The organism is Nostoc sp. FACHB-110, assembly GCF_014697425.1.
Lineage (GTDB): Bacteria > Cyanobacteriota > Cyanobacteriia > Cyanobacteriales > Nostocaceae > Nostoc_B.
In genome coordinates this window covers 144,700-164,227 of the sequence record NZ_JACJRU010000013.1, presented here as the reverse complement: position 1 = coordinate 164,227, position 19,528 = coordinate 144,700, and the positions used below count along the sequence as shown (strand labels likewise).

Annotated in this window: 13 protein-coding genes; 9 read left to right on the top strand and 4 right to left on the bottom strand. The window is 39.1% G+C overall.

Annotated features, from left to right (window positions below; translation table 11 throughout):
* Window positions 1-281: 281 nt before the first annotated feature.
* From H6G69_RS14955 to H6G69_RS14945, 3 genes are all read right to left on the bottom strand, one after another.
* The gene (locus H6G69_RS14955; RefSeq protein ID WP_190688230.1) at window positions 282-1,397 is read right to left on the bottom strand and encodes a sulfate ABC transporter substrate-binding protein; all 1,116 of its coding nucleotides are present in this window, start codon (window positions 1,395-1,397) and stop codon (window positions 282-284) included.
* A gap of 615 nt (window positions 1,398-2,012) precedes the next feature.
* Window positions 2,013-2,420 (bottom strand): FosX/FosE/FosI family fosfomycin resistance hydrolase, encoded by a 408-nt coding sequence (gene fosX / locus H6G69_RS14950; RefSeq protein WP_190688227.1) that lies wholly within the window; start codon window positions 2,418-2,420, stop codon window positions 2,013-2,015.
* A gap of 117 nt (window positions 2,421-2,537) precedes the next feature.
* A complete protein-coding gene (locus H6G69_RS14945) occupies window positions 2,538-3,353 on the bottom strand; it encodes a class I SAM-dependent methyltransferase (protein WP_190688224.1) in 816 nt (271 codons plus the stop codon).
* A 108-nt stretch (window positions 3,354-3,461) separates the two neighbouring features.
* Between H6G69_RS14945 and H6G69_RS14940 the strand changes: the two genes are divergently transcribed.
* Entirely contained in the window at window positions 3,462-4,328 is an 867-nt protein-coding gene (locus H6G69_RS14940) for a Cof-type HAD-IIB family hydrolase (RefSeq protein ID WP_190688221.1), read from the top strand.
* A 12-nt stretch (window positions 4,329-4,340) separates the two neighbouring features.
* On the opposite strand, the gene pyrE is transcribed toward H6G69_RS14940, so the two are convergent.
* Window positions 4,341-4,862, bottom strand: coding sequence for an orotate phosphoribosyltransferase (pyrE, locus tag H6G69_RS14935; protein WP_190688218.1), 522 nt, complete (start codon window positions 4,860-4,862; stop codon window positions 4,341-4,343).
* Window positions 4,863-5,227: 365 nt separating this feature from the next.
* Here pyrE and H6G69_RS14930 point away from each other — a divergent pair, with 365 nt between their 5' ends.
* From H6G69_RS14930 to H6G69_RS14895, 8 genes are all read left to right on the top strand, one after another.
* Window positions 5,228-7,552, top strand: a complete 2,325-nt coding sequence (locus tag H6G69_RS14930; protein WP_190688215.1) for an FAD/NAD(P)-binding protein — start codon at window positions 5,228-5,230, stop codon at window positions 7,550-7,552.
* A gap of 418 nt (window positions 7,553-7,970) precedes the next feature.
* A complete protein-coding gene (locus tag H6G69_RS14925; RefSeq protein ID WP_190688213.1) occupies window positions 7,971-8,909 on the top strand; it encodes an ABC transporter substrate-binding protein in 939 nt (312 codons plus the stop codon).
* Window positions 8,910-9,153: 244 nt separating this feature from the next.
* Window positions 9,154-10,179: an ABC transporter substrate-binding protein gene (locus H6G69_RS14920; RefSeq protein WP_190688210.1), complete on the top strand. Its 1,026-nt coding sequence runs from the start codon at window positions 9,154-9,156 to the stop codon at window positions 10,177-10,179.
* Between the two features lie 12 nt (window positions 10,180-10,191).
* Window positions 10,192-10,986: an ABC transporter ATP-binding protein gene (locus H6G69_RS14915; RefSeq protein ID WP_190688207.1), complete on the top strand. Its 795-nt coding sequence runs from the start codon at window positions 10,192-10,194 to the stop codon at window positions 10,984-10,986.
* A gap of 9 nt (window positions 10,987-10,995) precedes the next feature.
* A complete protein-coding gene (locus tag H6G69_RS14910; protein ID WP_190688204.1) occupies window positions 10,996-11,880 on the top strand; it encodes an ABC transporter permease in 885 nt (294 codons plus the stop codon).
* 412 nt (window positions 11,881-12,292) lie between these two features.
* Window positions 12,293-12,547 carry a hypothetical protein gene (locus tag H6G69_RS14905; RefSeq protein ID WP_190688201.1) on the top strand — a complete coding sequence of 85 codons (255 nt, stop codon included), beginning with the start codon at window positions 12,293-12,295 and terminating at the stop codon, window positions 12,545-12,547.
* A 46-nt stretch (window positions 12,548-12,593) separates the two neighbouring features.
* Window positions 12,594-12,860, top strand: coding sequence for a hypothetical protein (locus H6G69_RS14900; protein WP_190688199.1), 267 nt, complete (start codon window positions 12,594-12,596; stop codon window positions 12,858-12,860).
* A 785-nt stretch (window positions 12,861-13,645) separates the two neighbouring features.
* Window positions 13,646-19,513: an AAA family ATPase gene (locus tag H6G69_RS14895; RefSeq protein WP_190688196.1), complete on the top strand. Its 5,868-nt coding sequence runs from the start codon at window positions 13,646-13,648 to the stop codon at window positions 19,511-19,513.
* Window positions 19,514-19,528: the final 15 nt, after the last annotated feature.

Below are 19,528 nucleotides of genomic sequence, written 5' to 3'. Positions count from 1 at the left end.
TATTTAATTTATCTATGAATTTAGACTCTAGCAATTCTATATGAATTATTAAAAATTAGAGATTTAGAAACCCGATTTATAGGATAAATCGGGTTTCTATTATGCATTGTTATGTAGGTTATAAACTTGCTGAAAATTTTCACTCATACCATTTCACGAAAAAGATGATACAGATGTAAACCCTGAAAGCTTTGCTGCATTTAAGTTTTTTAATTACAAATTACGAATTGCGTTAGCGAGCCTGCGAGCGTCATTACGAATTGCGAATTGGTATCACCTGTCTATTTTGAAGATTTCAGGGCTTGAATTTTGTCAAAGATAGCACCTTCATTAAAAAACCTCTGTTGAATTTGGTTCCAGCCGCCTAAATCTTCAGCTTTAAACAGAGTTTTAATCTGAGGGAAAGTGCTACTTACTTCTTGCGCGATCGCGGTATTCACAGGGCGAAATCCGATTTTGGCAAACTCGCGTTGAACCTCTGGAGTGTAAAGATACTGCACAAATGCTTCTGCAACTTCTCGATTTTTGTGTTGCTCGACATTTTTATCGACAATAGCAATTGGATTTTCAATCGAGATATTGACATCAGGCACAATATATGAAAACTTTTCGCCTTTTTGTTTTGATAAAATCATTTCGTTTTCATAGTTAAGTAACGCATCTCCTTCACCTTGTTTAAAGAATAATTCTGTAGCGTTACGAGCAGTTTTGGGTAACACAGGCACATTTTGATAAACTTTGGTAGTAAAATCTAGAGCCTGATTTTCATCTTTTCCGGTTTTTGTGACATAGCCCCATAAACCTAAAAAATTCCATCGCGCACCACCAGAAGTCTTGGGATTAGCTGTTAATACCTTGACTCCAGGTTTTGTCAAATCTGCCCATGTTTGAATATTTTTAGGATTACCCTCACGAGTAGCGATCGCACCTACAGATTGAGTCACAATTGCATTATTTGGGGCTTCTTTTTCCCAACCCGGCTGAATAAAACCTGTCTGAACCAGTTTCTCTACATCTAGAGCCAATGATAGGTGTACCACATCAGCCTCTAAACCATCAATTACATTCAAAGCTTGAGAGCCAGAGCCATCATAACTTTCAGTAAATTTGAGATTTTGGTTATGTTCTTGTTTCCACTTCTCAATAAATTGCGGAATAATCTGTTCGTAGGCAGCCTTGGTGACTGAGTAAGAAACAAAGGTTAGATTGACATCACCTCCTGAATTAGCGACGCTACTATCCGTTTTAGCAACATTAACTGAAGTGCAAGCCGTCACCACCAGACTCAAACTGATTCCCAATAAAAATAAGAATATTAAGCCCCAATTTCGTGTAGCTTGCCAACTTTTAACAATACGAGTGCGAACTTGTTTTGTTATGTGTTTGTTGAACTTCAAAGTTAACCTCCCCCCTCTAAATCGGTAAGTCGATCAATTTACTGTAGATTAGGGATATTATAAGGTAGTCACTAAAATTACATAACCTTTAGTTAACCTAAATTTAAACAAATTGTGGTTAGCAGTTGATGTACAAGCTTCTTCCTTAAGAGAGTTAACCAATTTTGGATTTTAGATTTGCAATTTTGGATTGACCCTGATCACCAGGGTGCGGGGCTTAGGGATTTGATATTGACGTTAGCGTAGTGGACACAGCGCAGCGAGTATTTTAGATTTTTCCACCCACTAGGGGCTGCTGTGTATACAAAAATCTAGGTTGAGCGCATCTATCCCGCCTCGGAATTAATTCCGAGTCTCACAGCACAAGTCCTCTGAAGAGGACTCAACTAGAAATTCATTCCAGTCCACGCTTTGTGGACTTTGGCTGTGAGCCTGGAACTTTAGTTCAAGGCGGGATAGGGTTTCCATACTACAAATTTTTGACTTGTGTATGCACGGTAGCTACTAGGAGTGGGGTTTGTACCCCAAAAAATTCAAAATCCAAAATGTAAAATTCGGAGAGTAAACAGAAAACACCTCTCCCTTGTCTGTTTGGTTCACGTTCACATAAGACTGCTATGATATTTGGCGATATTTCTCTAATCGCTGCTCTAAAGTACCTGTGTGTAACTCAAATAAATGATTATCGTAGTCGTAAAAATATAAAGAACGCCCTTCACCTTCTACACGGCTGCGACCTTCCTTGACCTCTACACCAAGACTACGAATTTTCGCTGCATACAATTCGTAATCTTCTTCAAGTATTTTGAAAGCTACGTGATTGTATGATTTTTCTGGTAAAGGTTCACCTTCCATAACAGCAATCCATAAATCATTTATTACGAAAAACTTTTCTTTAGCGATTGAAAAACTATGCTGACCACTAGAATAAATTTCTTGAGCATTAAAGATAAATGTGAGGAAATTTGTCATTCGCTCTAAATCTTTAACGATAAAGGTAATATGGCTAACTCCCTGAATCATCTTAATTTCTAGATTTATGTAATTAAATGAACCCTAAAAGCATGATAAATATGCAAAATAATATACCCGACTTTATCAAACAGCCAGGTATATTTTTTGTAAGCGAAACTAATTTAATTAAGCCCAATTACGCACTACAACAATTTTGAAACTACGCTCTTCAGACAAATCATAATCTAGAGAACCAAAGTGTAGTAAAGCCCACTCGCGCAAATCTCGCACCGCCGGAACAAAGATATCATCAGGAATTGCCCAAGATGCACTTTGAGTCTTGTTTTCATAATTTTCTAACAACTTGCCAAGTGTTTGTTTGAATGGCCATCTAGCAGCAATTACTGTTTCTAAAGTTGCGCCTTGTGCTTCTAATTCTGCTAACACTTCTTCTTGTGTTGCACCATAACGAGGTAAAGGATGACCATAGCCATCTAAAATGGCTCGCCAACGTTGAGTAAATTCCCACCTCTGAGGATTCGTCTCCTCACTAGGTTGAGTAGCGTTAGCCTGTCCGTGACTGTAGAGGTAAATTCCACCTGGTTTCAAGACACGGCGGATTTCTGCTAATGCTTGTTTCCAAGCCGAAATTAAATGAAATACATGAACCGTCAAGGCTACATCAAAAGAATTATCCTCAAACGGTAAAGCTGTAGCATCACCTTGAACAGTTGTTAATTTGTGGGAAACACCCTCTAGTTTTTGGTGTAGTTCAGCCAACATTTTTTCTGAAACATCTATACCTGTATATGAATAACCCCGCTTCACAATTGGTACAGCAATTCTACCTGTACCAATACCAGTTTCATAAAACTTTGTTTCTGGTGTTGGTGAAACTAAGTTGAGAATAAAGTCTGTCACCTGCTCAGAAATTCCCGGTGGAAATCCCCTGGTGGCATCATAAATATCAGAAACTCGGTCAAAAGAAACAACAGTAGTCATAATATGTATCCCTAATATTGCTTAGTTGAGCAAATAATACAATAAATTGATAGATTTATCGTAGATTAAGTTATAATTTTTCTTTCAATATCTGCAACCAAACAATTTATGAACACTGTCTATGTTTCTGATTTAGACGGTACTTTGCTGGGAAATGATGCGCTTCTTTCTTCATTTAGCAAACAAGTCCTGCATGAACTATTAAGTCAAGGGCTACAATTTACCGTCGCTAGTGCGCGTAGTGTTATTTCTATCCAAAGAATGCTGAAGGGTTTAAATCTGCGTCTTCCAATTATCGAATTTAATGGTGCTTTTATTTCTGATTTAAATTCTGGTAGACACGAAATTATTCATGCTATTCATCCTGATGTAGTGGAGAGTATCTATAAACTAGTTATTGAGTTCGGCTACGTTCCTTTTATCTCAAGTTTTAATGGTGTGGAAGACTGTGTTTATTATAAAGATATTATCAAAGATGGCATGGGTTGGTATATTAATCAATGCCTAAAAAACCAAGATAAAAGATGGCGTACTATTGAAGATTTAACTTATTCCTTTCGTGATCAAGTTGTTTGTTTGACGGTGATTGGTCATGTACAAGAACTGCTAGAACTTCAAGATATAATTTCTGAAAAATATGGCACTAGTATAGAGATACACCTGTTTTCTAACCAATACTCTCCGGGCTGGTATTGGTTAACAGTTCACGACAGCAAAGCTACTAAAGACCAAGCTATTCAGACTTTGGTCGAGAATTATGGCTTAGGAGAAAGCGAGATTGTGGTCTTTGGTGATCAAATTAACGATATTAAAATGTTCAAGATAGCTGATTATGCTATTGCGGTTGCGAATGCAGATGCTAAATTAAAACTTTTTGCGTCATCAGTCATTGGCTCTAATACAGAAGATAGTGTCGTGAAATATATTCATCAGGATTGGTCAAAGAAAGTCGCGCTCAATAAGATATCGAGGTAATTTAGCTTAATATTAATTAGAAAAATCATGACGCTTTAGCAGAGAAAGTAATGTGATATCTTCAGCTAGGAGTTTATCAAAAGCACCTTCTTCTCTGTCGATAACGCAAAGAGCGTAATTAATTTGTGCGCCAAGTTGACGCATTTGATTGGCTGAGATAACAATTTGACCGCCAGAAGTTACCACATCTTCTACAATTAGCACTTTGCGATCGCTAATTTTAGCACCTTCAACTAAACGTGCAGTGCCATATTTTTTTGCCTCTTTACGGACAAAAGCTGTGGGTAAACCAGAGTAATGTGATAATAGCGTTACTATCGAAATAGCTCCCAGTTCCAGACCAGCCAATACTTCAGTATCTCTGGGAATGAGGCTAACCATCTGTCTGGCGATCGCATCAATTAAAGTTGGATCTGCCGCGAATTGATATTTATCAAAATATTCGCTTGATATTCTGCCAGAACGCAGTTGAAATGAGCCAGATAGATGCGAAACTGCATAAATTTGCTTTGCCAGTTCGCTTTTAACTTCCATTATTTACCTCGCCTATGAATTGTGATCAGTTCCTCATCAAAGCTAAGTACGTTAATTCTATCAATTTACAGTAATTTTGCTGAGAACTAAATTACCAAAGTCAATACACAGCATTATTGAGCGTTTTATGGCAATTCAAGCAGTCGGTATTTTAAGTCCGGGTGATATGGGAATGTATTGATATTAGCTGCATATTTTTATAAATACGGTTTTTCTACCGATAAAATGTATTTTTAGACTGAATTCAGAGTATTATGAAAATTTATCTGACATCAAGTCTGAATTTTGTTAGCTGGTTTGGAAATAGATTTATCCCTGGTAAACAGACTTGAAAAACTCGCTGTAACTATTTATATAAAACCGCTATGCAGCCTAATTCTTTAACTACCCACACTCCAACCACGATAGTTATTGTTGGCGGAGGCTTTAGTGGTTCTCTGGTGGCTACGCACCTCTTAAAAACTGCCAGCCAACCCCTAATTATTAAGCTGATTGAACGTAGTCATCAGATAGGTAAAGGTATTGCCTACAGTACAGATACTAACTGTCACTTGCTGAATGTGTCAGCAGGGAATATGAGTGCATTGGCTCATGATCCCGGACATCTAATGCGGTGGCTTCAGTACAACCAAAACGAGTTAGCTACATTTTTTGCGGAATCGGCAGAAGTTAATGCTAGTAGCTTTATACCTCGTAAAGTTTATGGTTTATACATTCAGTCGGTTTTAGCAGAGGCAGAAGCTACAGCACCTAATGATGTGCAACTAGAACGACTGAGTGATGAAGTGGTAGCAATAGAGCCTGAAGGAAGCAGTGCCATGATTTCTTTGCGTAGTGGTCGCTGTTTTAACGCCGATAGAGTGGTGTTGGCATTAGGAAACTCACCCTTTGCACCCATAACAAGTAATCATCTAGATACTCATCACGAAAGTTATCGGCGAAATGCTTGGTCAGCCGATGCTCTAGCAGAACTTGATCCTGATGCTTCTGTGTTACTTGTTGGTACAGGGCTGACAATGGTGGATATGGTTTTATCTCTGCACGATCGCCAGCATCGTGGCAAAATTTATGCAGTGTCTCGAAGAGGGTTGTTTCCGCTACAACATCAAGCATCTCAGCCTTATCCAGCTTGGTTAACTGCCGAAACTTCACCCAACACAGCGCGCGGTTGGTTACGTCGGTTACGTGAAGAAGTCAAAATTGCCACTGCTCAAGGTTACGATTGGCGAGCCGTGATTGATTCGTTACGACCGATGACTCAAAAAATTTGGCAAAAACTACCAACTGTAGAAAAGCGGCGTTTTTTGCGTCATCTAACACCATATTGGGACGTGCATCGTCATCGGATTGCTCAAACAGTGGCCGATGTCGTACAAAAAATGCTGGAATCTGGTCAACTCAGCATTTGGGCTGGGCGAATTCAAACATATCAACCAAGACCAGATGGCGTAGAAGTGACAATATCTGGACGCAAAACTCAGAAGAATATCGTCTTACAGGTGAATCGGGTGGTAAATTGTACAGGGGTAGCCGCAGATTATCGCCACTCATCTCATCCGCTAATTGCTAATTTGCGATCGCAAAAATTAGTCCGTCCCAATAGCATCGGTTTAGGGCTAGACACATATACTGATGGTGCTTTATACACTGCTAATGATACTGTTTCCAATTTACTTTATACCTTGGGAACTCCCCGCAAAGGCGACTTGTGGGAAACAATCGCAGTTCCAGAATTACGGATACAGGCACAGAAATTAGCCAAGACATTGTGGGATTCATTACCCGTGCGGGTGCGTTCAATTCCGACAATGCCGTTTTCCCATAGCCAAGTCAGCCATCCTCATTCATCCCCATCAAACTTTTTATTTCGCCAATTTTTTGACCCAGAAAGTAGTAGCTACACATATTTAATTGCCGATCAGCAAACCGGAGATGCTGTTTTAGTCGATCCTGTATTCGAGCAAGTCGAGCGCGATTTGCAAGCATTGGATGAACTCGGATTAAAATTGCGCTACTGTCTGGAAACTCACCTTCATGCAGATCACATCACAGGTGCAGGTCAACTCCGACGCAAAACAGGTTGTCAGGTGATTGTTCCGCAAAATCCGGCGGTGACAAAAGCCGATCGCTCGCTTGTGGGTGGTGAAAACCTCGAAGTCGGCTCGGTAATTATTGAAGCAATTTCCACACCAGGCCATACAGCTAGCCACATCGCCTATTTAGTCGATAATACCCACCTATTAACTGGTGATGCTTTATTAATTCGTGGTTGTGGACGCACAGATTTTCAAGGAGGCGACGCAGGAACTCTTTATGATGTGGTAACGCAACGCTTATTTACCCTGCCCGATGAGACTTTAGTATATCCGGCTCATGACTACAAAGGACGTACAGTCTCCACTATTGGCGAAGAAAAACGCCTCAATCCCAGATTTAGCGTTCGCGGAGCGACTCAGAACGAGTATCGCAGCCGCAGTCAATTCATCACCATCATGAATAATCTCAAATTGAGTTATCCTCAAAAGATGAACGCTGCACTACCCGCAAATGAATACTGTGGTGATTTTATTCCTCAAGAAAGCTTAGGTTCCGCCACAAGTCCGGCCACAGATGCAGAACAAAAACAAATAGAACTCACCGTCATGACCAATACAGAAATCTATAATGATTACTTTGCTATGTATATTTAGTAGTCTGAGCGAACAAGGCAAAAGAAACAATCAAGAATAATGATGAACAGGGTGTGGCGCAACGGGTGTGGGGTGTAGGGAACCCCATACATAATTAAAATCAGGGGTTTCAAGCAAGGACTCCGTGTTTCGAGATACGTAGTACGAGAAACACATATTTATTCGATTTTCATACTTGAGTGCATCGCAAGGGGTGGGGTATCAACCTTCTCTCGGTAATAGGATTCCGCTTAATATCGGGCGGGGCTTTTACCATAGTGCAAAAGTACTGAGTACTCTTTCTTCTTACTCAGCACTCAGCACTCAGCACTCAGCACTCAGGACTGAGCGTTGTAAACAAATATATTTAATCTTGACTAAATACTAGTATTTACCGGAGAATAAATCTCACTTATCCAAATCAGGAAGGAGCCATACCTTGAGTAACGCAAATTTGGCACTCAAGAAAATTACCACCGAGATTAGTGGGACAGTGTTTTCGCTGCCTTACTATGTAGCTCGTGATCAGGGTTACTTTGCTGACTTAGGGCTGGAGATTGAGTTTGTCAAACGGAATTATGGCGATCGCCCAGCTAACATCACCCTAATTGATGATCACCGTCAAGTCAGTTCTTTTGGTGGCCCCTCTTTGTTTGAGCAAGGCCAAAGCAGCCTTTACCGCGCCTGTGAATGGGGACAAGTACGCCGCACATACGATAGTTCTCGTGGTGGACAGGTAATTGCCAAGCGAGCTGCTATTGCGAGCCAAGCGATTATTGTTCGCCCAGATTCACCCTACAACATTCCTCAAGACCTCGCTAATGTCCCTGTTGGTGTAAACTTTCACCACGGTTCTCACTATATTGCTATCCAAACGCTAGAAGGCTTTCTTCCAGCAGAAGAGATAAAAATAGTTCACATTGAAGGCGGTAGTCAACCCAAACAATTCAACCGCTTTGTAGCTTTGCGTGATGGTTTAGTTGATGCGGTTGCTGTGATGGAACCTTGGATTACAGTTGCCGAAAAACTAGGCTACAAGGTTATTGCTGAGGCTCACTATGTAGGTCTAGAAATTGCTAGTCCAGAAGTAGACCAAGCCAGTTTTGAAGCCATTAACAAAGCTATCCGTCGTGCAGTGAAGGATTTGCAAGAAGACCCCATCCGCTATGTGAAGTATCTGATAGATGACGTATCCGAAGAGATTGTCCATCTAGAGCCATCAGACTTCCGTCGCAATCGTCTGCGCTATGCAGACCCAGCCCCATACTGCGAAACCGATTTTCATCGGACTTACAACTGGATGGTGAAATGGGGACTAATTCAACCTGATGCTACATTTCAACAGATTGTTGATAACCGAGTTTTGACAGTTGGGTAAATGTTTGATTTGCCCGATAAACGTGGGCTTACCTAACTCTGGCAAACCCACGTTTTTTAAAATGTTTAAATTGTTTTCGCCCACCAGGGAAAAAGTTTTCAACCAATATGCTGAATTCTGATACTAAGTTGCTTTGCTGAGTAGTATTCCTACTCCCTACTCCCACCTTAGGTTACTATCTTTGACTGCAATTTAGTATGAATCCTGAGTTCGGAATTCTTTTACATCAATCTTGGATAAGCAAATGCACACACGTAGAGACTTTTTAAAATATGCTTCTCTGGGAGTCACAACTGCTCTGGCTACACAAGCTTGTAATAGCATTACTCAGCCTGCGGCGAGTCAAGGAACTATCAATGTGAAACTAGGAGCAGTTAGTGGAATTAATTCAATTGATGTTTGGATTCCCCAGGATTTAGGTTATTTTAATGCGGCTGGTTTAAATGCAGAAGTCATTACTTTTCAAAGTAGTGCAAAGATGCGCGATGCGTTGATTGCAGGCGAAATTGATTTTACGGCCCAAGCACCTTTACACGTCTATCTTTCTCGACTCAAAGGAGTGCCGTTAAATGTCGTAGCCAACCGTCGCAATCTGGTTGATACTTCTTTAATTGTGCGTTCTGATTTAAAGTCTCAAATCAAAAGTGTTGCTGACCTCAAAGGAAGAAAAGTATCAGCTGGTGAAATTGGTACTTGGAGTTGGGCAGTGTTTGTAAAATACTTACGCCAAAATGGTTTGAGCGATAAAGATGTCGAATACGTTCAAAGTACAACTGCTTCTACTTATACATTAATCAAATCTCGTCAGGTGGATGCAGCGATCGCAGGTGCGCCAGATTTACATAAACTACTTAAAGAAGGCGCAGTATTTCAACTCTTGAATGCTTTAGATCCCAACGTACACAAAAAATATTTTGGTGCTAACGAGGCTATGACTCGTGCTTGGCTGAGTCATGAGCGTGTAACTACCCAAAAGCCGGAAGTGGTGAAAAGATTGGTCGAAGTTGTCAATCGCACTTTCACATATATGCATCAAACTCCACCAGAACAAATTTTGCAAGTGGTGGGTAAACGATTTGATAGCAAAAATTTAGACGCTATTTTGACAGGTCTGAATACTGAACTCAAACTTTCTGTTCCTAAAGATGCTTCTATTAGTCAAGAGGCCTATCTTGCAGACCAAAGAGTATTTTTTGACACAGGAATTATTAAGAAAATAGTTCCTTACTCGGAAGGGGTATTTGACAAATTTGCAGGTCATCGAGCCTAGGAGAATCAAAATATGTCAGTCCCGACAATCATTACTCAAAATCTCTGCATTTCTTATTGGAGCAAAAATAAACGGATTGAAGCATTACAAAATGTCAGCTTGACTATCAATGCTGGTGAATTTGTGAGTTTAATTGGCCCCAGTGGTTGCGGCAAGAGTACATTATTAAATGTGATTGCGGGATTAATTAATAGTGGTACAGAAGTAAATGGTAGTTTTAATATCAGTGGTATCAAAAAAATTGGTTATTTATTTCAAAAGCAAACTTTGTTACCGTGGCGGACAGTTATAGATAATGTAACTGCACCTTTAGAAATTCGTGGTGTCACTCGCATTGAAAGAAGAAAAAAAGCCTTGGCAATGTTAGAAAAATATGGCTTGTCTGGGTTTGAAAATAGTTTTCCGCGAGAACTATCAGGAGGAATGCAGCAGCGTGTGTTATTGATTAGGACGTTGATTTATGAACCAGATGTCGTATTGCTGGATGAGCCGTTAAGTAGTCTGGATGCACAAACACGCGCTCTTTTACAAGATGAATTCCTCAGATTATGGCGTGATACAGGATGTACCTTTGTATTGGTAACTCATGATTTAGATGAAGCGATCGCCTTATCACAGCGTGTATTTTTATTGAGTTCACGTCCTGGCAAAATTGTCAAGGAATTTCTGATTGATTTACCTACAGAACGCTCGGCTATAGCTATTCGCACAGATCCCAAATTTCAACAAATCCAGCGTGAGATGTGGTCAGAGTTAACCACGCAAGTATTACAACCAGACCGAGGGATTTCCCTTTTAAAAACTTAATTGCATAATATGAAAACTACCCGCGATCGTAGCTTAACCTTGGGACAATCTGCTCTTGCTTTTAGTAAAAATAAATCAAAAAATATCAGTTCGCTCCCTAATCAAATTAGTTGGGAACAACGCATAATCCAGCTAGCAATTCAGCTAACACCATTGGTGATCATTTTGTTAGTGTGGGAACTTGGCACAGGTGCATTTAATATTTCTCCATTTATTGAACCAGCACTTGTTGGTAAACCAAGTTTGATTATGCAGCAGATATGGCAACTATTATCTAGCGGGAGTATATTTAAACATATTTTTGTGACATTTCAAGAGGCAATGACTGGACTAATTTTAGCTATGACTGGCGGCGTGAGTCTGGGAATAGTTTTAGCATATTCGCCATCTGGAGCTAAAATCACTCTTCCTTACGTTCAGATATTTAACTCTTTACCACGGATTGCTTTAGCACCATTTTTTATTGTTTGGTTTGGCATTGGATTACTCTCCAAAGTATTATTAGCAGCTTTAGCTGCTTTTTTTCCAATATTTTTTACAACTTATCAAGGACTGCAAAGTATTGAGCGCGAGTTAGTTTCTGCTTTTCAAGTTATGGGTGCAAATCGCTGGCAGATGTTGTATTTGGTTGTATTACCTTCGGTTCTGAGTTGGGTAATTGCCGGAATTCGCACTAGTTTAGGCATGGCTTTAGTGGGGGCGTTAGTAGCTGAGTATATCGGTTCAACCCAAGGTTTAGGTTATCTTTTAATGGCAGCACAGGGAACTTTAAACGTTGATCAAGCTTGGGCGATATTGGTAGTTTTGGCATTTATTAGCGTTTTACTCGATTGGGGTGTGCGTGTTCTAGAAGCTTATGTTTTACGCTGGCGCGCTAATCCTCAAGAGTTATAAAGCTATGCTTTGTTGCGATATCATCTTACATAAATTATTTTTATTAATTTAACAAATAAACAAAATTGCGGGTTATGAAATCCTCTGCATATACTGAACCTAAAACGCAGAGGATTTTGTATATCTTTTAGCTATAAATTAAATAATATCTACTCTTAGGTAGAGGTTTAATATCTCAAGTATCCTCAGCAATTTGCTTTTTGATTTCTCAGATTACTGGTTTAGATTGTTGCAACTAAAATTACAACTCAAAATTAAACCAAGTCTAGTTTTATCTGCCATAACTTCACTAGCTTGCCTATGAAAAACTGTACAAACTGCATCTACAATTTGACACAAACACATAACATAGTGATGCTTGATTGTTACCTACCCAAATAAGTAGTTGAGTAATTAAATAGGATAGATAAATATGAATAATACCAATCATATAGACAAACACAATTTTATTTATCAACGCTACCAATACTCAGGTAAATTCACCACCAAGAATCTGGTATTTAATACCAACTTGCAAGAATTTGCACAAAGAGTAGGTTATATATCTAATCTTCAGACTGCTGGGAAACTCTCTATGTATGACTCCTACGAGCAAATAGAACACCTTTGGGAGCAGTTAAAAGAGAATTTTCAAATGTTAAACTTAGAACCAGATATCAACTTGTGACGCTTAAGATTGATATAAATCTTCATTTATCCAAAAAACTGATTTTATGAACAACTCTAATTTTTTATCCGAGCCTGTTGGCGAAACTACCGAAGTTGAAATTTGGCTGGCTAGGGCTGGGCTAAAATTTGCAGACTTAGGCAATGATCCTAAAAGCGCAGCTATCAAGATGCAATGGCGAGAATATCAAGCCACAGTTTACAGATGTTGTATGGTTTTGCATCTACCACCAGCCGCTATTCAACTGAGTGGTGTTTATGCTCATTTGAGAATACCTTGTGCAACTGGACAAAATTTTGAAATTAATTGTTAGTCTGGATAATTCTGTAGATGCAGCAAATAGAGTTAACAGCCTCACTTGATCTACATTTGATTTCAAAATCTTTGCTTTCATTTATCGACAATCTGCAGTAAAAAATTTGACGAATGAATTGATAATTTTTAGTTGTATATATATGGAGATTAATCGCTCAAAAAAGATAAGTTGGGCGATTTTTATTTAATGATTTTTAATAAGATCGAAAATACAGCAGAATTCAGGAGATAAATACTGTCTATACCTAGCTTTGAGGATTAAATTGTGTGCTTCACTTAGTTGAAATATGCTGTATTTAGTTTGCATATTGTAATTACATCAAACTCTTGTGGTGTGGACATCTTGTCTGCAAATTTTATCCAAGTTAAATATGATTAATCGAAGTAATTTAGAGATAAACAAAGCTATTAGCTTGATATTCACATATTAATAAGCACCTTTGCAGTTGTTAGGTGGTGTCTTCTAGTTTCACGATGAAATTGCGGATACCAAAGAAAAAATTATGGCGATAGAGAGATTGGCGTAAAATAAATTATCCATTTGTATGGAATATAGTTTTCCGAAGTCGGAAAACCGTCTAAAGTACTGGCTCAACTTTTCGCAAAATCACAAATTCCACACAGCAAGATAGGAGGTTAACTCAGTCTCAGCAAGTGCAGACAGAACGATTAACAGCTGACAAGTAACTTTAAAAACAGTTTTGCTGTTAACATTACTTAAACTACGGGAACAATAAATGTACTCATTTCGCAATCGAAATTTTGTACTGAGGTATGTAGAGCATGAATCTTCCTGTGGACATAACAGCAACCATCCCCGGCTACAAACTAACAGAACAACTTTATGATGGCTCAAGAACGATAGTCTATCGGGGAATTCGAGAAATAGATGGAAAACCTGTTGTCGTCAAATTACTCAAACAAGAGTATCCCAGTTTTAGTGAACTTTTGCAATTTCACAACCAATACACAATTGCTAAAAATATTAACTTTCCGGGGATTGTTAGTCCTTTAAGTTTAGAAGTATATCGTCATGGTTATGCCTTAATCATGCCTGATTTTGGCGGCTTGTCATTAGGTGAATATCTGCAGGGGCGGCACTTAGAGGTGCAAGAATTTTTGATAATTGCTATACAAATGTGTGATATATTACACTATCTGTATCAAAATCACATCATTCATAAAGATATTAAACCAGCGAATATTCTCATTAATCCCAAAACCCAAGAAATTAAACTTATAGATTTTAGTATTGCTTCTCTACTACCGAAAGAAACTCAAACTGTCATTAGTCCTAAAATTTTAGAAGGAACGCTGGCTTATTTATCCCCAGAACAAACAGGAAGAATGAATCGGGGGATTGATTATCGCAGTGATTTTTATTCTTTGGGGGTGACATTTTTTGAATTGTTGACAGGAAAATTACCTTTCAATAGTGACGACCCTATAGAATTGGTACATTGTCACCTAGCTAAAATGCCCGAGGCGTTAGTAGATAATGCCCAAGAGAAAATCAGGAATAGACATCAGGAAAATCAACCCAGAATTCCGCAAGTAATTTCTGATATTGTGCTGAAACTGATGGCGAAGAATGCCGAAGACCGCTATCAGAGTGCTTTAGGCCTAAAACATGATTTAGAAATTTGCTTGTTACAAATTAAAGAAACTGGAAAGATTGTTAATTTTGAGATAGGTGCATGGGATATTTGCGATCGCTTCATTATCCCAGAAAAATTATACGGTAGAGAAACCGAAGTTGAGCAAATATTAGCAGCATTTGAGCGAGTCAGCCTTGGCGCAACAGAAATGATGCTCGTTGCTGGTTTTTCGGGAATTGGCAAAACTTCGGTAATTAACGAAGTTCATAAACCCATAGCCAGACAGCGCAGTTATTTTATTAAAGGCAAATTTGACCAATTTCAACGTAATATCCCCTTTTCGGCTTTTGTAGAGGCTTTTAGTGATTTAATTGGACAGTTATTATCCGAAACTGACCAGCAGCTACAACACTGGCAAGCCCAAATTTTGCAGGCTTTAGGCGAAAATGCTCAGATAATTATTGATGTAATTCCCGAATTAGCAAAAATTATTGGTCAACAACCACCTGCACAAGAATTATCGGGGACAGCCGCTCAACATCGCTTTAATTTATTATTTCAAAAGTTTATTCAAATATTCGCCACGCAAGAACATCCTTTAGTTTTATTTTTAGATGATTTGCAATGGGCTGATTCTGCTTCACTACAATTAATTAAATTATTAATGAGTGAAGTTAATAGTAGTTGCTTACTATTAATTGGTGCGTATCGAGACAATGAATTATTTCTGGGGCATCCTTTAATGTTGACATTAGAGGAAATTCATCAGGCTAATTCTAAAATAGATGAAATTAACTTAAAACCTCTGAGTGCATTCAATTTAAATCAGTTAGTTGCTGATACCTTAGGTTGTACACCAGAATTAGCTTTACCACTTTCACGGTTAGTATATCAAAAAACTCAAGGTAATCCATTTTTTAGTACCCAATTTCTTAAAGCATTATATCAAGATGGGCTAATTTATTTCAATTTTGCTCAAGGTTGCTGGCAATGTGATATTGCCCAAATCAATCAGCGATCGCTCACAGAAGATGTGGTGCAATTTATGGCAACACAATTACAAAAGCTGCCCCCATCGACTCAAGAAATATTACAATTAGCGGCTTGCATAGGTAATCACTTTGACTTAAAAACTTTAGCAGTTGTTTGCCAAAAATCACCCAAAGTAACGGCTGATTATTTGTGGCAAGCATTACAAACAGGGTTAATATTACCCCAAAGTGAAATTTACAAGTTTTATATCGGGCAAGAAACTCAAAATTTAACGGCGCAAAATCCTTTATTTGTTACTTATAAATTTCTCCACGACCGCGTTCAGCAGGCTGCTTACTCGTTAATTCCGGATGAGCAAAAGCAAGCCACGCATCTGCAAATTGGCAGGCTCTTACTACAAAATAATTCAGAGCAGCAACCAGAAGAAAGGTTGTTTGAAATTGTTAGTCAACTCAATTTAGGTCAAAGTTTGATTAGCGACACAACCGAAAAACTCTTGTTGGCTGAGTATAACCTCACAGCTAGTCAAAAAGCCCTGGTGGCGACAGCTTATACTAGTGCTTTTGACTATGCTCATCATGGACTAAGATTATTAGGCGTATCTGCATGGGATGACAACTATTATTTAACACTAAATCTGCATAATTTAGCAGCAGAAGCAGCTTATTTATCTGGCAATATTGATGCTATGGAACAATCTGCCAGGGAGATTTTGCAACAAGCTCAAACTCTGACGGATATCATCAAGATTACTGAAATTAAGCTAGAGGCATACACTAATCAAGGGCGATTTATTTTTGCGATTGAGATGGCATTAGATGTACTGAGTCAATTAGGTATTCATCTACCTAAACAGCCTGTACCCGCAGAAATTACCGCAGCATTTGAAGCGATCGCTACGCAACTAAATGGGCGATCGGCTGCTGAGTTACGCAACTTGCCTTTGATGAGTGACCCAACTATCTTAGCGGCTATGCGAATTTTAGTAAAAGTTGGGGCGGCTTCCTATGCTTGTCAACCGGAGTTATTTCCACTGGTAGCTTTAAAACAAGTAGAATTATCCCTTCAGTATGGAAATGCCAATACTTCTGTCATTGGCTATGTTTATTATGGCTTGTTGCTTTGTGCCTTACTCGAAGACTTCTCCACAGGCTATGAGTTTGGGCAATTGGCTATTCAACTGTGCGAACAACACAACGACAAAGAATTTTATGGACGCACCTTAGTTCTCGTGCATTTTTACATTACATTTAGCACCCATCATACCAAAGAAACTTTAGCACCCTTGCAAGCGGCCTACAGTCATGGTTTAGAAGTGGGTGACTTAGTATTTGCAGGCTTTGGGGGATTTACTTATTGCTTAAACTCCTTTTTGACTGGGCAACCTTTAAATGAACTGATTGAGAACATATATATATATAGTCAAGGTATCCAGCAGATTGGGCAGCAAACAGCAGGCAACTTTCTCAAATCCTGCCAACAGACAGTACTCAATTTGCTAGGTAAGGCAAATAATCCTGTTGTTTTAACTGGCGAAGTCATGGATGAAGCCGAGATGTTAGCAACGCTGCAGGAAATTGGTGACAAATCAGGATTGTGGTTTTTGTTGACACACAAAATTTATTTGTGTGTCTTGTTTGGCGAATATGTTCAGGCTTTAGAAATTGTCCAACAGGCTAAACAATATTTGGGGGGTGGGACTGGTACATTGAGTGTACCTCTGGTGTATTTTTATGAATCATTAGCCTTATTAGCAACATCAGGTGATTCTCAAACGATCGCCGCTAATCAGCAAATCCTCCAGAAAAGAGCGTTTTATGCACCCATGAATTTTCAGCATCAATATGACCTAATTCAAGCCGAGCAGCATCGAGTGTTAGGTCAAAAAATAGAAGCGATGGAATTATACGATCGCGCTATTGCTGGAGCCAAAGCCAACGGCTACATTCAAGAAGAAGCCTTGGCGAATGAACTAGCTGCGAAGTTTTATATTGATTGGGGTAAAGAAACAGTCGCCCAAGCATATATGCAGCAAGCATACTATTGCTACGCTCATTGGGGTGCAAAAGCCAAAACAGATAACTTAGAAGAAGTATACGCCCATCTTTTGCAACACATTCTGCAACGGCGTAAGATATTAAATCTCGATCCGCAAGCCACCATTGCCAAAACTACTATTGCTCCTTACAATCGCCAAAGTTCTTCGACTTCCCATAGCACTACTTTTGCTGACAGTCTTGATTTTGGTTTGATACTCAAAGCCTCCAGAGTATTATTAGGTGCAATTGAGCTAGAGGAGTTGATTAAAAATTTAATGCAAGTTCTCCTGCAACATTCTGAGGCGCAGAAAATTGCCCTGATCTTGCCAGAAAAGACTAATTGGATTGTGGCTGCGGTGGCTAACGTGAATCATGTAGAACAGCCAGTGTTTTCGCCCCATACTTTAGATAGCAGCACTGATGTTCCCATCAAGATGGTTTATGCAGTTAAACATACCCTACAACCAATTATTATTCACAACATTACCACCGAAACTGCCTGGATGGCAGATAGCTACATTCAGCAACATTTACCCAAAAGTATTGTTTGTAGCCCTATTATCAATCAAGGGAAATTAATTGGGATTTTGTATTTAGAGAATAGATTAACTACAGAAGTATTTACTAGCGATCGCATCGAAATTCTGAATTTATTATGCGCTCAAGCTGCGATTTCTTTAGAAAATGCTGGCTTGTATCAAGATTTGCAAAACTATGCTCGACAGTTAGAACAATCTCTAGCACAACAGCAAGCTAGCCAAGTGCAATTTCGCAATCTAGCAGATAATATTCCTGGCGTAGTTTATCAGTTTTGCCTAGCCCCCGACGGTAGTGTCTCTATTCCTTATATTAGCTCTGGTTGTTATGACCTGTATGGCATAGCACCAGAAGAAGTCATGACGGGGAGAAAAGCCCTTTATACTTTACACCATCCAGAAGATGAACCAATGATTGCCCAGGCGATCGCGGAATCTGCCCAAAATTTAACTCCGTTTGAGCAAGAATGGCGGATTATTCTCCCTTCAGGAACCATCAAATGGATTCAATCAAAAGCACGACCAGAAAAGCAAGCAGATGGAGCAATTATATGGGATGGTGTAGTTATTGATGTGAGCGATCGTAAACTTGCAGAAGCCGCCGTCACCCAAAAATCTCAGCAATTAGAACAAGCACTAGCTAGTTTGAAACAAACTCAATTACAAATGGTGCAAAGTGAAAAAATGTCGGCGTTGGGTAATTTAGTGGCTGGAGTCGCCCATGAAATGAATAATCCTTTGGGCTTTATTGCGACTAGTCTCAAACAAGTTAAACCAACTCTTATAGATATTTTTGACCACTTGCAGTTATATCAAACTAGTTTTGCCGATGTTCATCCAGAAATTATCGACCATGCCGAAGAAATAGATTTGGAATATACATTAGCAGATTTGCCCAAGGTAATTGAGGCAATGGTCATAGCGTGCGACAGATTAAAAAATATTAGCACCAGCTTGCGGACTTTTTCTCGTGCTGATAAAGACCACAAAGTGCCGTTTAATATTCATCAAGGTATCGATAGTACAATTTTAATTCTCAAGCATCGCCTCAAAGCCAATGACCAACGCCCGGCAATTGAAGTCATCACAGATTATGATGATCTGCCGCCGATAGATTGTTTTCCGGGGCAATTAAATCAGGTATTTATGAATATTTTAGCGAATGCCATTGATGCGTTAGATGATGCGAATAGCGGACGTGACTGGGAAGAAATAAAATTAAATCCTAGTAAAATCACGATTAAAACTTGCTTAGAAAATCACTGGTTAATAATATCAATTGCTGATAATGGTAAAGGCATGACAGAAGAAATTAAAAGTAAAATATTTGACCATCTATTTACAACTAAACCTGTAGGGAAAGGTACTGGTTTAGGGCTAGCGATCGCTCATCAAATTATCGCCGAAAAACACGGCGGTAAAATCACCGTTAATTCTGTTGTTGGTGAAGGAACTGAATTTATAATTGCTCTACCCATAGCATAATTTCCATAGCCAAAT